13 protein-coding genes are annotated in these 15,282 nt (G+C 71.9%); 10 read left to right on the top strand and 3 right to left on the bottom strand.

The features are described from left to right. Window positions 1-32: 32 nt before the first annotated feature. Both sufB and ACPPVT_RS10800 read right to left on the bottom strand, forming a co-directional pair. The gene (gene sufB / locus ACPPVT_RS10805) at window positions 33-1,487 is read right to left on the bottom strand and encodes a Fe-S cluster assembly protein SufB (RefSeq protein WP_426566988.1); all 1,455 of its coding nucleotides are present in this window, start codon (window positions 1,485-1,487) and stop codon (window positions 33-35) included. Then, entirely contained in the window at window positions 1,484-2,176 is a 693-nt protein-coding gene (locus ACPPVT_RS10800; RefSeq protein ID WP_426566987.1) for a helix-turn-helix transcriptional regulator, read from the bottom strand. The genes sufB and ACPPVT_RS10800 overlap by 4 nt, the downstream gene beginning before the upstream one ends. Window positions 2,177-2,350: 174 nt before the next feature. On the opposite strand from ACPPVT_RS10800, the gene ACPPVT_RS10795 reads away from it, so the two are divergent. From ACPPVT_RS10795 to ACPPVT_RS10780, 4 genes are read left to right on the top strand one after another with little or no spacing between them, the layout of a single operon-like run. Then, window positions 2,351-3,280 carry an ABC transporter ATP-binding protein gene (locus ACPPVT_RS10795; protein WP_426566986.1) on the top strand — a complete coding sequence of 310 codons (930 nt, stop codon included), beginning with the start codon at window positions 2,351-2,353 and terminating at the stop codon, window positions 3,278-3,280. Next, window positions 3,277-4,047, top strand: coding sequence for an ABC transporter permease (locus ACPPVT_RS10790; protein ID WP_426566985.1), 771 nt, complete (start codon window positions 3,277-3,279; stop codon window positions 4,045-4,047). The genes ACPPVT_RS10795 and ACPPVT_RS10790 overlap by 4 nt, the downstream gene beginning before the upstream one ends. After that, window positions 4,038-4,463, top strand: coding sequence for a hypothetical protein (locus ACPPVT_RS10785; protein ID WP_426566984.1), 426 nt, complete (start codon window positions 4,038-4,040; stop codon window positions 4,461-4,463). Before ACPPVT_RS10790 ends, ACPPVT_RS10785 begins: the two co-directional genes overlap by 10 nt. Next, the gene (locus ACPPVT_RS10780; protein WP_426566983.1) at window positions 4,460-5,410 is read left to right on the top strand and encodes a COX15/CtaA family protein; all 951 of its coding nucleotides are present in this window, start codon (window positions 4,460-4,462) and stop codon (window positions 5,408-5,410) included. Before ACPPVT_RS10785 ends, ACPPVT_RS10780 begins: the two co-directional genes overlap by 4 nt. 266 nt (window positions 5,411-5,676) lie before the next feature. Here ACPPVT_RS10780 and ACPPVT_RS10775 read toward each other — a convergent pair whose 3' ends face one another. Next, window positions 5,677-6,615, bottom strand: a complete 939-nt coding sequence (locus ACPPVT_RS10775) for a heme o synthase (RefSeq protein WP_426566982.1) — start codon at window positions 6,613-6,615, stop codon at window positions 5,677-5,679. 207 nt (window positions 6,616-6,822) lie between these two features. On the opposite strand from ACPPVT_RS10775, the gene tkt reads away from it, so the two are divergent. The 6 genes from tkt (at window position 6,823) to pgl (ending at window position 15,280) form a co-directional block, all read left to right on the top strand. Continuing rightward, the gene (gene tkt, locus ACPPVT_RS10770) at window positions 6,823-8,958 is read left to right on the top strand and encodes a transketolase (RefSeq protein ID WP_426566981.1); all 2,136 of its coding nucleotides are present in this window, start codon (window positions 6,823-6,825) and stop codon (window positions 8,956-8,958) included. 35 nt (window positions 8,959-8,993) lie between these two features. Next, a complete protein-coding gene (gene tal / locus ACPPVT_RS10765; protein WP_426566980.1) occupies window positions 8,994-10,127 on the top strand; it encodes a transaldolase in 1,134 nt (377 codons plus the stop codon). Between the two features lie 77 nt (window positions 10,128-10,204). Continuing rightward, window positions 10,205-11,845, top strand: coding sequence for a glucose-6-phosphate isomerase (locus ACPPVT_RS10760; protein ID WP_426567121.1), 1,641 nt, complete (start codon window positions 10,205-10,207; stop codon window positions 11,843-11,845). Continuing rightward, complete coding sequence (gene zwf / locus ACPPVT_RS10755) at window positions 11,842-13,383, top strand: glucose-6-phosphate dehydrogenase (RefSeq protein WP_426566979.1); 1,542 nt, start codon at window positions 11,842-11,844, stop codon at window positions 13,381-13,383. Before ACPPVT_RS10760 ends, zwf begins: the two co-directional genes overlap by 4 nt. Continuing rightward, window positions 13,380-14,492, top strand: a complete 1,113-nt coding sequence (gene opcA, locus ACPPVT_RS10750; RefSeq protein ID WP_426566978.1) for a glucose-6-phosphate dehydrogenase assembly protein OpcA — start codon at window positions 13,380-13,382, stop codon at window positions 14,490-14,492. Before zwf ends, opcA begins: the two co-directional genes overlap by 4 nt. Further along, window positions 14,489-15,280 carry a 6-phosphogluconolactonase gene (gene pgl / locus ACPPVT_RS10745; RefSeq protein WP_426566977.1) on the top strand — a complete coding sequence of 264 codons (792 nt, stop codon included), beginning with the start codon at window positions 14,489-14,491 and terminating at the stop codon, window positions 15,278-15,280. Before opcA ends, pgl begins: the two co-directional genes overlap by 4 nt. Window positions 15,281-15,282: the final 2 nt, after the last annotated feature.

Genomic DNA, 15,282 nt, shown 5'->3' with positions numbered 1-15,282 from the left:
TCGTTCGGGTCCGGTCGGGGCGGGGTGCGGCATCAGCCGACCGCGCCCTCCATCTGCAGCTCGATGAGCCGGTTCAGCTCCAGCGCGTACTCCATCGGCAGCTCGCGGGCGATCGGCTCGACGAAGCCGCGGACGATCATCGCCATCGCCTCGTCCTCGGCCATGCCGCGGGACATCAGGTAGAAGAGCTGGTCCTCGCTGACCTTGGACACGGTGGCCTCGTGGCCCATCGACACGTCGTCCTCGCGGACGTCGACGTACGGGTAGGTGTCCGACCGGCTGATCGTGTCGACGAGCAGCGCGTCGCAGCGCACGGTGGACGCGCTGTGGTGCGCGCCTTCCAGCACCTGCACGAGCCCGCGGTACGACGTCCGGCCGCCGCCGCGGGCGACCGACTTGCTGATGATCGAGGACGACGTGTACGGGGCGGCGTGCACCATCTTGGCGCCGGCGTCCTGGTGCTGGCCCTCACCGGAGAACGCGATGGACAGCGTCTCGCCCTTGGCGTGCTCGCCCATCAGGTAGATCGCCGGGTACTTCATGGTGACCTTCGAGCCGATGTTGCCGTCGACCCACTCCATGGTGGCGCCCTCGGCGGCGGTGGCCCGCTTGGTGACCAGGTTGTACACGTTGTTCGACCAGTTCTGGATCGTCGTGTACCGGACCCGGGCGTTCTTCTTCACGATGATCTCGACGACTGCGCTGTGCAGCGAGTCGCTGGAGTAGATCGGCGCCGTGCATCCCTCGACGTAGTGCACGTACGAGCCCTCGTCAGCGATGATCAGCGTGCGCTCGAACTGGCCCATGTTCTCGGTGTTGATCCGGAAGTAGGCCTGCAGCGGGATGTCGACCTGCACACCCGGCGGCACGTAGATGAACGATCCGCCCGACCACACCGAGGTGTTCAGGGACGCGAACTTGTTGTCGCCCACCGGGATGACCGAGCCGAAGTACTCGCGGAACAGGTCCTCGTGCTCGCGCAGGCCGGTGTCGGTGTCGACGAAGATGACGCCCTTCTCCTCCAGGTCCTCACGGATCTGGTGGTAGACGACCTCCGACTCGTACTGAGCCGCGACGCCGGCGACCAGGCGCTGCTTCTCGGCCTCGGGGATACCGAGCCGGTCGTAGGTGTTCTTGATGTCCTCGGGCAGCTCGTCCCAGCTCGTCGCCTGCTTCTCCGTCGACTTCACGAAGTACTTGATGTTGTCGAAATCGATGCCGGACAGGTCGCTGCCCCAGTTCGGCATGGGCTTCTTGTCGAACAGGCGCAGGCCCTTCAAGCGAAGCTTGAGCATCCACTCGGGCTCGTTCTTGCGGCCGGAGATGTCGCGGACGACCTCCTCGGACAGGCCGCGCTTCGCGGTCGCGCCGGCGGAGTCGGAGTCCGCCCAGCCGAACGCGTACCGACCGAGACCATCGATCTCGCGCTGGGTCGCCTCGGGTACCGCCGATCCGGTCGACGGGCCTGTAGTCGGGGTGGTGGTCATCGAGTGGTCCTTCCCTCGGCAGCTGCTGGGGTCTGGGTCAGGGTGAGGTCGATCGGGTTCTTGGCCGCGACGGACTGCTTCGTCGACGGGACGTGCGTGGTGCACACGTGGGCGCCACCGGCCAGCGTGGCCAGCCGCTGCACATGCACGCCGAGCAGCCGCGAGAAGACCTCGGTCTCCGCCTCGCAGAGCTGCGGGTAGCGCTCGGCTACGTGCTGCACCGGGCAATGACCCTGGCACAGCTGGATGCCGATGTCCCCGGCGGGGGTGGTCACCGGCCGCGCGCTGGCCGCGTAGCCGTCCTGCGCGAGTGCGCCGGCCAACGCCTGGGTGCGCTGGCCGAGGTCGTCGCCGACCGCTTCCACCAGAGGGGCGTACCGCTGCTCGAGGTCGGCGACCCGACGGGCCGCGAAACCCTCGATCGCGCCCGGGCCGAGCTGCTCGGCGAGGTAGGCCATCGCGGACGCCGCGAGGTCGTCGTACGCCGTGGTCATGGAGGCGTGTCCGGCGTCGGTCAGCACGTAGGCCCTGGCCGGGCGGCCGGGCCCGCGGCCGGCGGTGCGCAGCGGCTCGCGGGTGCGCACCAGACCGGCGTCCTCGAGCGCGTCCAGGTGGCGGCGCACTGCGGCGGGAGTCAGGCCCAGGGTGCACGCGATGTCCGCCGCAGTCACCGGACCGTGCTCAAGCACCGCCCGAGCGACCCGGTCCCGGGTGTGTTCGGTCGACCCGCTGTCGCTGACGCGGGGCTGCGTCGAACCAGTCTGAGCGAATTGCACAAGACCATTGTGACCTAATTAGCGCCGCGGCTCAAACCCAGGGGGTGTGCGCCGCGCCACATCGGTCACAGACCTAGACTCCGCAGCATGCCTGGACCTGACGACGACGCCGTCGTCGTGCGCGGATTGGTCCGCAGCTACGGGCCGGTTCGCGCCGTGGACGGGCTCGACCTTCTCGCCCGACGCGGCGAGGTCACGGCGGTGCTCGGCCCGAACGGAGCCGGGAAGACGACCACGTTGGAGTGCTGCGAGGGCCTGCGCCGAGCGGACTCCGGCACGGTCCGGGTGCTCGGGGCCGACCCGCACCTGGCGGGTCCGGGGCACCGGGCCCGGGTCGGGGTGATGCTGCAGGACGGCGGCCTGCCGACCGGCGCGCACGCGGCTGGCCTGGTGCGCCACGTGTCACGGATGCACGCCCACCCGGTCGACCCCGCCACCCTGTGCGCCGAGCTGGGCATCGACGCCTTCGCCCGGACGACGGTCCGCCGGCTCTCCGGCGGCCAGCGCCAGCGTCTGGCCCTGGCTTGCGCGCTCGTCGGCCGCCCGGAGGTCCTGTTCCTGGACGAACCGAGCGCCGGCCTCGACCCGCAGGCCCGGCAGGCCGTCTGGTCGGTGCTGGCCGACGTCCGTTCCGCTGGCACCGCCGTCGTCCTAACCACGCACTACATGGAGGAGGCCGAGCGGCTCGCCGACGTCGTCTTCGTGGTGGACGGCGGACGGGTCGTCGCGCACGGCTCCCCCGCCGAGCTCACCTCCGGGACCTCTGCCGACGTGGCCCGTTTCAGCGCACGACCGGCGCTCGACCTGGACACCCTGCGCCGCGCCCTCGACCCCGCCGTCAGCGTGGTCGAGCACCAGCCCGGCCAGTACCTGCTCGAGGGCAAGATCGGCCCCCAGGTTCTGGCCACCCTCACCTCGTGGTGCGTGTCGCAAGGGGTGATGCCGGACGGCCTGACCGTCGGCCGCCGCTCCCTCGAGGACGTCTTCCTGGAGCTGACCGGCAGGCAGCTGCGATGACCCTGCTCAGCGACGAGAACCCGCAGCCGACCCCGGCCGCACCGGCGCGGCGGGTCGTGGCCCAGGCCCGGTTCGAGGCCGGGATCCTGCTGCGCAACGGCGAGCAGCTGCTGGTGTCGCTGGTACTGCCGGCCCTTGCGCTGGTCGGACTGACCAAGGCCTCCGTCCCGGACCTGGGCGCCGGACCGCGGATCGACATCGTGGTGCCCGGCGTGCTCGCCCTGGCGGTGATCTCCTCCGCGTTCACGGGCCAGGCGATCCAGACCGGCTTCGACCGTCGCTACGGGGTACTGCGGATGCTCGGCACCACACCACTAGGGCGCGGTGGTCTGCTGGCCGGCAAGTCGGTCGGCGTGCTGGCCATCCTCGTCGTCCAGGTCGGGGCGCTCGGCGGCCTCGGGCTCGCCCTGGGCTGGTCACCCGCCTGGAGCGGCGTGCCGGCCGCGATCCTGGTCGGGCTGGTCGGCACCGCGTCCTTCGTCGCGCTGGCCATGCTCGTCGCCGGAACGCTTCGCGCCGAGGCCGTGCTGGCCTTCGCGAACCTCCTCTGGTTGCTGCTGGTGGCGGGCGGCGCGGTGCTCGTGCCGGCCTCGACCCTGCCCGCCGGCCTGGAGCACGTCGCCGGCTGGCTGCCCAGCGGTGCCCTGGGTGAGGGCTTGCGAGCAGCCCTGGTCGACGGCTCGCTCGACCTGCGCAGCCTCGCTGTGCTGTGCGTCTGGACCGTCGCAGCCGCAGCCGCGTCGCGCAGGCTGTTCCGATGGAGCTGAGCGCCGGCTCGGTCTCTGCGGGCCTGCTGACCGTCTCGGGCGTCCTCGTCCTGGTGGTCTCCGACCGACGTCGAACCGGACGGTGGAGCCTGCCGGTGCTGTGGACCGCCGGGCTCGCCGTCGTCACGGCGACGGTCTTCTGGTTCATCGGTGAGGGCCCGCCCTGGGGCGTCGCGGCACCCGGGCTGGTGATCTGGTGCGCCACCATCGCCACGGGCGGGCGACCCGGGGTCCTGGTCGATCCGCCGCCGGCTTCGGCCGGGACCAACGACGCGCCGTCCCGATCCCAGAAGCGGGCCCAGCGGCTGCAGTCCCGGCGGACCTGGCGCTACCTGCTGCTGGTGATCGTGGTAGCCGCCGCGGTGGCTGCCCTCGCCGTAGCCGGGCTCAGCGGCCACCTACCCTGGTCCCCGTGAGCGCTGCCACCACTCCCGCCGCCGCGACGGCCACTGAGCACCGCGCCGACCCGCTGACCCGCTGGGTACACGTGGTTCTGGTGATCAACGTGGTCGTCCAGATCGGCATCGTGGTCACCGGCGGGCTCGTCCGGCTGACCGGCTCCGGACTCGGCTGCCCCAGCTGGCCCGAGTGCGTGCCCGGCTCGTACACACCGGTCGTGCACCAGCCCCAGGGCGTGCACAAGTACATCGAGTTCGGCAACCGGACGCTCACCTCGGTGGTCGGCGTGGTGGCGCTGGCCGCGTTCATCGGCGTACTGCTCGAAGTGCGCCGCCGCGGTCGTCCCCGGTCCCTCGTCGCGATCGCGTCGCTGCCTCTGGTCGGCGTCGTCGTCCAGGCTGTGCTCGGCGGGATCACCGTGCTGACCCACCTCAACCCGGCCACGGTGGCCGCGCACTTCCTGGTCTCGATGGGGCTCGTCTGCGTCTCGACGTACCTGCTGTGGCGGGTGGGTGAGCCGGACGGACCGGCCGAGCCCGTCGTCCGCTCCGAGCTGGTGTGGCTGGCTCGGGCGCTGGCGGCGGTCACCGTCCTCGTGCTGGTGCTGGGCACCGTGGTGACCGGTTCGGGGCCGCACTCCGGCGACGCTGACGCACCGGCGAGGTTCGGGCTGGATCCGCGATCGGTGAGCTGGCTGCACTCGGACGCGGTGCTGGTCTGGTTCGGCGTGCTCGGCATGCTGATCATCGCTTTGCGGCTCACCGCGGCCGGGGCGCGTCCGCGGCGCGAGGCTTGGGTGACGCTGACCGTCGGTGCGGCCCAGGGAGTGATCGGCTACGTGCAGTACCTGACGGGGCTGCCCGTCGTCGCGGTCGGGCTGCACATGCTCGGGGCCAGCCTGCTGGTGGTCGCGGTGACGCGGCTGCTGCTCAGCCTTCGTGAGCGATCCGTCATCCGCACCTGACCCGCTGCGCCGCCGTCCCGTACATGTGCACCCGAGCCAGCCCTGCACACCCGCCGCCACCAGCCGTCACGCCGTGCGCTACTCGCCCACCACCAGCCGTCACGGCGTGCCGCCACTCCAATAGGTTCGTAGTGGCGTTGCGCCGCAACGAACCCTGGTGCCGCCTCGCCCGCCCCCTTACCCGTCACGGCGTGCCGCTACTCCAATAGGTTCGTAGTGGCGTTGCGCCGCGACGAGGGACGGCGAGGTCAGGCGGAGGGGGAGGGTCAGAACCGCAGGAAGGGGTCGACCGCGACCGCCACGAAGAGCAGGCTGATGTACGTGATCGAGTAGTGGAACAGCCGCATCGGCTTGAGCGCGGCACCGACGACGCCGCGCTTGGCGCGCCCGAGCAGGCGGTGCGCCTCGACCAGGAAGACCGCACCGAGGACGACGGCAGCCACTGCGTAGAACCAGCCGGTCGGTGCGACGGGCACCAGCAGCAGGGAGCAGAGGACCATCGCCCAGGAGTAGGCGACGACCTGGCGGGCCACGGTGAGCTCCGAGGCGACGACCGGCAGCATCGGCACGCCGGCGTTCGCGTAGTCGTCTTCGAAGCGCATGGACAGCGGCCAGTAGTGCGGCGGCGTCCAGAGGAAGATCACGCCGAAAAGCACGAACGGCGCCCAGGCCAGCGAACCGGTGACCGCGGCCCAGCCGATCAGCACCTGCATGCAGCCAGCCGCACCACCCCAGACGATGTTCTGCGGCGTGCGGCGTTTGAGCAGCATCGTGTACACGAAGACGTAGAACAGGTTGGCGGTCAGTGCGAGCCCGGCGGCCAACCAGTTCACCACCAGGCCGAGCCACAGCACGGACACGATCCCGAGCAGCACCCCGAAGACGAGGGCCTCCCGCGGGGAGACCTCCCCGGTCGCCAGCGGCCGCTGCCGGGTGCGGTGCATCAGCTGGTCGATGTCGCGGTCCAGGTAGCAGTTGAGGGTGTTCGCGCTGCCCGCCGCGAGCGTGCCGCCGACCAGGGTGGCCAGGACGAGCCAGGCTGGAGGGAGCCCCTGCGCGGCCAGGAACATCGTCGGCACCGTCGTGACGAGCAGGGTCTCGATGATCCGCGGCTTGGTCAGCGCGACGTACGCCCGGACCGTCCGCCCGACCGAACGCCGACCCGGCGCGCCGGTCGGTGGCGCCAACGCCGACGCAGGTCGCATCGGTGCACTGGGGTCGGTCGCGGTCACGAGGTCCTCGGAATGCGCTGGACAGCAAGGCTTCGACGAGCCCGGACGGCGCGCTCGACGTCGTCCATCGTACCGCCGCGTCAGCGTGCCCAGGGCAGCGGATGCGGCGCGGCGAGCCGGGTCTAGGCTCGGAGCGGGCGCTCACCAGGCGCGTCCACCCCGCCAGGAGAGGAACCTCACGTGAGCGAGCTGACCACGCCAGGGCGATCGAGCGAGCTCGCCCCGCCGACTGCCTCGCGGGCAGGCTGGACCGACGCCGACCTGCGCGCGGTGGACACGGTGCGCGTGCTGGCCGCGGACGCTGTGCAGAAGGTCGGCAACGGCCACCCCGGTACGGCAATGAGCCTCGCACCGGTCGCGTACCTGCTGTTCCAGAAGGTCATGCGGCACGACCCGGCGGACGACCACTGGCTAGGCCGGGACCGCTTCGTGCTGTCCTGCGGCCACTCCAGCCTGACCCTGTACATCCAGCTGTACCTGTCCGGCTACGGCCTGCAGCTGTCCGACCTGCAGGCGCTGCGCACCTGGGGTTCGCAGACGCCCGGCCACCCCGAGCACCGGCACACCCGAGGTGTCGAGATCACCACGGGTCCGCTCGGCCAGGGGCTGGCCGGTGCGGTCGGCATGGCGATGGCGGCACGCCGTGAGCGCGGCTTGCTCGACCCCGACGCCGCGCCCGGGGAGTCCCCCTTCGACCACCACATCTTCGTGCTCTGCTCCGACGGCGACATCATGGAGGGGGTGACCAGCGAGGCGAGCTCGCTGGCCGGCCACCAAGAGCTCGGCAACCTCGTCGTCATCTACGACAAGAACCACATCTCGATCGAGGACGACACCGACGTCTCGTTCAGCGAGGACGTCGCGGCGCGCTACGAGGCCTACGGCTGGCACGTCCAGTCGGTGGACTGGAGCAGCGGCGGCGCCTACGTCGAGGACGTCGACGCCCTGCTGGCCGCCATCGAGGCAGCAAAGGCAGAGACCAACCGCCCGTCCTTCATCTCGCTGCGCACCATTATCGGCTGGCCGGCGCCGACCAAGCAGAACACCGGCAAGGCCCACGGCTCCGCGCTCGGCGACGCCGAGGTCGCCGCCACCAAGGAGCTGCTCGGCTTCGACCCCGAGCGGACCTTCCAGGTGGACGACGACGTCCTCGCGCACGCCCGCCGGGTCGGCGACCGCGGCCGGGCTGCGCACGAGAAGTGGCAGGGCGGATACGAGTCCTGGCGCGCTGCCAACGCCGACAACGCGGCCTTGCTCGACCGGCTCAGCGCGGAGCGGCTGCCCGACGGCTGGACCGACCAGCTCCCGACGTTCGACCCCGATCCCAAGGGCATCGCCACTCGCGCCGCCTCGGGCAAGGTGCTGACCGCGCTGGCCGACGTCCTGCCCGAGCTGTGGGGTGGCTCCGCCGACCTGGCGGAGAGCAACAACACCACCATGGGCGGCCAGCCCTCGTTCATCCCGGCGAACCGGCAGACGAAGGACTGGCAGGGCGGCCCCTACGGGCGAACGCTGCACTTCGGCATCCGCGAGCACGCCATGGGTTCGATCCTGAACGGCATGGCGCTGCAGAGCCTGACCCGCCCCTACGGCGGCACCTTCCTGGTGTTCAGCGACTACATGCGCCCGGCGGTTCGCCTGGCCGCGCTGATGAAGCTGCCGGTGACCTATGTCTGGACGCACGACTCCATCGGCCTCGGCGAGGACGGCCCGACCCATCAGCCCGTCGAGCATCTGGCGGCGCTGCGCGCGATCCCCGGACTGGACGTCGTCCGGCCGGCTGACGCCAACGAGACGGTCTGGGCTTGGCGGACCATCCTGGAGCACACCGACCGCCCGGCCGGCCTGGTGCTCAGCCGGCAGAACCTGCCCGTGGTGGAGCGCGGCGAAGGCGCCTTCGGCTCCGCCGAGGGGGTGGCCCGCGGCGGCTACGTGCTGGCCGAGGCCGAGGACGGCCCGGCCGGCGTCGTCCTGGTAGCCACCGGCTCCGAGGTCCAGCTGGCCGTCGCGGCCCGCGAGCAGCTGCAGGCCGAGGGCACTCCGACCCGGGTGGTCTCCATGCCCTGCCGCGAGTGGTTCGACGCCCAGCCCCAGGCGTACCGCGACGAGGTGCTGCCGCCGGCCCTGCGCGCGCGGGTCAGTGTCGAGGCCGCGGTCGCCCAGGGCTGGCGCGAGGTCGTCGGTGACGCCGGCCGCATCATCTCGCTGGAGCACTTCGGTGCCTCGGCCGACTACCAGACCATCTTCCGCGAGTTCGGCATCACCGCCGAGAACGTCGCCGCCGCCGCACGCGAGAGCATCGCCGCAGCGTCCTAGGACCCACCCCGCACCACCACCTCCAGGAGGACCCCATGACCGACGCACTCGCCACGCTCTCCGAGGCGGGCGTCTCCGTCTGGCTCGACGACCTCTCGCGCGAGCTGTTGAACGACGGGAGCCTCGAGCGGCTCATCCAGGACAAGCACGTCGTCGGGGTGACAACGAACCCGACGATCTTCGCCGCCGCACTGTCCAAGGGCGACGCCTACGACGAACAGCTGCGGGCGCTCGCCGCCGCGGGCAAGGACGTGCAGGCCGCGCTGTTCGAGGCGACCACGGACGACGTGCGGCGCGCCTGCGACGTGATGCGCCCCGTGTACGACGCCACCGGCGGGCAGGACGGCCGGGTCTCGATCGAGGTCGATCCCAGCATGGCGCACGACACCGCCGCGACGGTGGAGATGGCCAAGAGGCTCTGGGCGGCAGTGGACCGGCCCAACGCGCTGATCAAGATCCCGGCGACGGTCGAGGGGTTGCCGGCCATCTCGCAGACCATCGCCGCCGGGATCAGCGTCAACGTGACGCTGATCTTCGCGCTGGACCGCTACCGCGGCGTCATGCAGGCCTTCCTGACGGGTCTCGAGCAGGCCCGCGAGGCCGGCATCGACCTGTCCACGATCCGTTCCGTCGCCTCGTTCTTCGTCTCGCGGGTGGACACCGAGGTGGATCCGCGGCTGGACGCGATCGGCTCGGACGAGGCCAAGGCCCTGCGCGGCAAGGCTGCGCTCGCCAACGCGCGGCTGGCCTTCCAGGCATTCGAGGAGGTCTTCTCCACGCCGCGCTGGCAGGTGCTGGCCGAGGACGGCGCCCACCCCCAACGCCCGCTGTGGGCCTCCACCGGGGTGAAGAACCAGGCCTACCCGGACACGCTGTACGTCACCGAGCTGGTCACCGACGGCACGGTCAACACGATGCCGAGCGCGACCATGGACGCCGTCGCCGACCACGGCGAGGTGCACGGCGACACCGTGCGCGGGCAGTACGAGGACGCCCGCAAGGTGCTGGACGCGTTGGAGCGACTGGGCATCTCCTACGGCGACGTCACCGCGGTGCTTGAGCGCGAAGGTGTGGAGAAGTTCGAGAAGAGCTGGGACGAGCTGCAGCGAACCGTGCGCGACGAGCTGGCCCACCAGCCCACCGGCGCCGGCGAGGAGGGCGGCCAGTGACCTCGGACGACGGCGGGGCATCCGACGTCGGCTCCGCCGGGGCCGTCCTGGCCTGGGCCAGGGGCGAGGGCGGCGGCCTGGTCGAGGTCACCGCCACCGGCGCCGCGGCGGACGCCGTCCGGGTCCGCGTGCCCGGGCTGGTCGACGAGCGGTTCGCCTCACGGCTGTTCGCCCAGGACGCCACGCTGTGGGGCCCGGAGGCCGAGGCCGAGTCGGCGATCCGGCTCTCGTGGGTCGGTCTGGCGACGAGCTCGCGCCCGCTGGTCGACGAGGTGGCCGCGATCCGGGCGGCGTTGCCCGCCGAGGTGGACCACGTCGTACTCGCCGGCATGGGCGGCTCGTCACTTGCGCCGGAGGTCATCTGCGCCACGGCCGGGGTGCCACTGACCGTGCTTGACTCGAGCGACCCCGACTACGTGCGCGCTGCCCTGGCCGACCGGCTCGAGCGCACCGTCGTGGTGGTCTCCAGCAAGTCCGGCGGGACCGTCGAGACCGACAGCCAGCGGCGTGCCTACAGTGCCGCGTTCACCGCTGCCGGGATCGACCCGGCGGGCCGCATCGTGGTGGTCACCGACCCGGGTTCGCCGCTGGAGGCCAGTGCCCGCGCGGACGGTCACCACGTCGTCCTGGCCGACCCGAACGTCGGCGGACGGTACTCGGCGCTGACCGCCTTCGGTCTGGTGCCCAGCGCGCTCGCGGGCGTGGACGTCGGCGCGTTGCTGGACGAGGCGCAGGCGGTCACCGACCTGCTCGCCGAGGACGGCGAAGGCAACCCTGCGCTGGTGCTCGGCGCCGCCCTGGCCGGCCTCGCGCCGGCCGACCAGGCGGGACGCCGGGACAAGCTCGCGCTGGCCGCGGATGGCACCTCAGTGGTGGGTTTCGCGGACTGGGCCGAGCAGCTGGTGGCGGAGAGCACCGGCAAGCAGGGAACCGGCCTGCTACCCGTGGTGGTGGAGGGTCCGCAGGCACCGGAGGTGCGCTGGCCGGCGTCCGACGTGCTGCCGCTGCTGCTGGTCGCAGCCGGCGGCGAGCCCGACGCGGAGCCCGGTGAGGGCGAGGGCGGGGCGGGCGCGCAGACCGGCGTCAGCGTCGGTGGCTCGCTGGGCGCCCTGATGCTGCTGTGGGAGGCCGCGACCGCGGTGGCCGGGCGGTTGCTCAGCATCAACCCGTTCGACCAGCCGGACGTGGAGAGCGCCAAGAAGGCGGCGCGCGGGATGCTCGAGGGAGCACCGGTCGCAACCGCGCCGGACCTGGTCGACGCCGGCATCGAGCTGCGAGGCACCCCAGGGCTGTTGGACGGCGTCAACGACCTGCCCGGCGCCGTTGCTGCGCTGCTCGCTCGGCTCGAGCCGGGACGTGGCTACCTCGCGGTGATGGCCTACCTCGACCGATCGGCACAGGCCTCGCTGGCCGGGGTCCGAGCACCGCTCGCGCTGCGTACCGAGCGGCCGACGACCTTCGGCTGGGGCCCCCGGTTCCTGCACTCGACCGGGCAGTACCACAAGGGTGGCCCGGCCACCGGTGTGTACCTGCAGGTCACGGGCGATCCTGCGGCCGACCTGGACGTACCCGGTCAGCCGTTCACCTTCGGCGGTCTCATCGCAGCGCAGGCCGCCGGCGACGCACAGGTGCTCGCCGACCACGGCCGGCCCGTGCTCCGCGTCCATCTCACCGACCGGGCCGCCGGCGTGGCCCGACTCCTGGAGGTCCTGCAGTGAGCCCAGCCCGGGTGGGGCCTGGACAGAACCCGCTTCGCGACCCTCGGGACAAGCGGCTGCAGAAGATCGCCGGGCCGTGCAGCCTGGTGATCTTCGGGGTCACCGGCGACCTGGCCCGCAAGAAGCTGATGCCCGCCGTGTACGACCTGGCCAACCGTGGCCTGCTGCCGCCGGGCTTCTCGCTGGTCGGCTTCGCCCGCCGGGACTGGGCGGACCAGGACTTCGGCCAGATCGTCTACGAGGCGGTCAAGCAGCACGCCCGGACGCCGTTCCGGGAGAACGTCTGGAAGCATCTGGCCGAGGGTTTCCGGTTCGTACCGGGTGACTTCGACGACGCCAAGGCGTTCGACCACCTGGCCGAGGTCGTGGCCGCGCTGGACACCGAGCGGGGCACCGGCGGCAACCACGCCTTCTACCTCTCGATCCCGCCCAAGTTCTTCTCCCAGGTCTGCGAGCAGCTGGCCCGCTCCGGTCTCTCGACCCCCGAGCGGGACACCTGGCGCCGGGTGGTCATCGAGAAGCCGTTCGGCCACGACCTGGCGTCGGCGCGCGAACTCAACCACGTTGTCTCCCAGGTGTTCCCCGCGGACGCGGTGTTCCGGATCGACCACTACCTGGGCAAGGAGACGGTCCAGAACATCCTGGCGCTGCGGTTCGCCAACCAGCTGTTCGAGCCGATCTGGAACGCGCACTACGTCGACCACGTGCAGATCACCATGGCCGAGGACATCGGTATCGGCGGCCGGGCCGGCTATTACGACGGCATCGGCGCGGCACGGGACGTCATCCAGAACCATCTGCTGCAGCTGCTCGCGCTCACCGCGATGGAGGAGCCTGTCTCGTTCGAGGCGCAGGACCTGCGCGCCGAGAAGGAGAAGGTCCTGTCCGCCGTCCGCCTGCCGAAGGACCTCGGGTCCTCAACGGCGCGCGGGCAGTACGCGGCGGGCTGGCAGGGTGGCCAGAAGGTCATCGGCTACCTCGAGGAGGACGGCATCAGCCGTCGCTCCACGACGGAGACGTACGCGGCCATCAAGCTCGAGATCGACACCAGACGGTGGGCGGGTGTCCCGTTCTACCTGCGCACCGGCAAGCGGCTGGGCCGACGGGTCAGCGAGATCGCGGTCGTGTTCAAGCAGGCACCGCACCTGCCGTTCGAGACGACGGCGACCGAGGAGCTCGGCCACAACGCCCTGGTCATCCGGGTCCAGCCGGACGAGGGCGTCACGCTGCGGTTCGGCTCCAAGGTGCCGGGCACGGCCATGGAGGTCCGCGACGTCACGATGGACTTCGGCTACGGCCACGCCTTCACCGAGTCCTCGCCGGAGGCCTACGAGCGGCTGATCCTGGACGTGCTGCTCGGCGAGCCTCCACTGTTCCCGCGGCATGAAGAGGTCGAGCTGTCCTGGAAGATCCTTGACCCGATCGAGCGGCACTGGGCGAAGTCCGCCCAGCCCGACTCCTACCCGTCGGGTACCTGGGGCCCCCAGACGGCGGACGACATGATGGCCCGCGACGGCCGGGTGTGGAGGCTCCCGTGATCATCGACCTACCCAGCACCACGACCGCAGCGGTGAACCGCAAGCTCGTCGACCTGCGTGACTCCGGTGGCGCCATCGCGCTGGGTCGCGTGCTGACCCTGGTGATCGTGACGGACGAGGCCGAGTCCGAGGAGACCATCGCGGCCGCGAACGACGCGAGCCGCGAGCACCCCTGCCGGGTCATCGTCATCGTGCAGAGCAACAAGCGCGGCGCGGAGCGGATGGACGCTCAGGTCCGGGTCGGCGGGGACGCCGGCGCCAGCGAGGTCATCGTGCTGCGGCTGTACGGGCAGCTCACTGCGCACCCCGACAGCGTGGTCACTCCCCTGCTGCTGCCGGACTCGCCGCTGGTGGCCTGGTGGCCCGGCCAGGCTCCCAAGGAACCATCCAAGGACCCGATCGGCCGGATGGCCCACCGCCGGATCACCGACTCAGCGGCGTCGGCCAACCCGCACAGGGAGCTGCTGCGCCGCCGGGACACGTTCGCGGTGGGCGACACCGACCTGGCCTGGACCCGGGTCACCAAGTGGCGCGGGCTGCTGGCCGCGGCCCTCGACCAGCCGCCGTACCAGTCGGTTGAGCACGTCACGGTCAGCGGTGCCTCGGACAGCCCGAGCACCGACCTGCTCGCCGCGTGGCTGGCGGAGGCCCTGCGCTGCACCGTGACGCGTGCACGCACCAAGGCCGGCACCGGAATGTCCAGCGTGCGGATGGAGCGGCGCAGTGGGCCGGTCGACCTGGTCCGGGCGGACGGCGCGATCGCGACGCTGACCCAGCCCGGTCAGCCGGACCGGCGGATCGCGCTGCCCCGCCGAGAGCTCGCGGAGTGCCTGGCGGAGGAGCTTCGCCGACTGGACCAGGACGAGGTCTACGCCGCCACCCTGCAGCGTGGCCTGACCCGCCTCGAGGCGGGCCGGTCCGTCACGGCGTCCCAGGCGGCGGCCGACGGCGAGGCGATGTCTCCCGCAGCCGCCAAGCGCCGCTCCGACCGGGCAGAGCGTCGCGAGGCCGCGACGGCCAAGGCGATCCGCGAGGCGTCGCCCAGCAGCAAGAAGGCCGCGGCGAAGCGCCCGGCGGCGAAGGAGAGCACTGTGCAGGACAGGTCGTGAGCGTCTCCCCGCTCGTGGTGGTGCACCGCGACGCGCAGGTGCTGGCCGCGTCGGTCGCCGCCCGGCTGGTCACCCGGCTGGTGGACGCGCAGGCGGCCCACGGGACGGCGCACGTCGTGCTCACCGGCGGCACGGTGGGCACTGCCGTGCTGGCCGCGCTGGCTCAGTCGCCGGCGCGCGACGCGGTCTCCTGGCCGCACGTGCACGTGTGGTGGGGCGACGAACGGTACCTCCCGGCGGGCGACCCCGACCGGAACGAGACCCAGGCGCGGCAGGTGCTGCTCGACTCGCTGCCGCTGCCGTCGGACAACGTGCACCCGATGGCCGCCAGCGATGACCCGGCCGGCTCGGACGTCGACGCGGCGGCCGAACGCTACGCGGACGAGCTCGCCCGGGTGGCACGGGCGGAGGGCACGGGCCGCGACGCGGTCCCGGCGTTCGACGTCCTGCTGCTGGGGGTCGGGCCGGACGCGCACATCGCGTCGCTGTTCCCCGAGATGGCTGGGGTGTACGAGACGGACCGCACCGTCGTCGGGGTGCACGGCTCCCCGAAGCCCCCGCCGCAGCGTGTCTCGTTGACCCTGCCGGCGATCAACCGCGCGCAGGAGGTCTGGTTGGTGGCAGCCGGCGAAGAGAAGGCCACCGCCATCGGCCTCGCCCTCAGCGGAGCGGGACCGGTCCAGGCACCGGCCGGTGCGGTGAGCGGTCAACGCGCCACCGTCTGGCTGTTGGATCGGCCGGCTGCGACGCGGGTGCCGCCGGCATTGATCCGCGTCTCCAGCCCCTAAGG

It is taken from the genome of Angustibacter sp. McL0619 (assembly GCF_049994355.1).
Lineage (GTDB): Bacteria > Actinomycetota > Actinomycetes > Actinomycetales > Angustibacteraceae > Angustibacter.
Note: the sequence above shows the minus strand (reverse complement) of the source record. Positions and strands in the feature narration are given on the sequence as shown.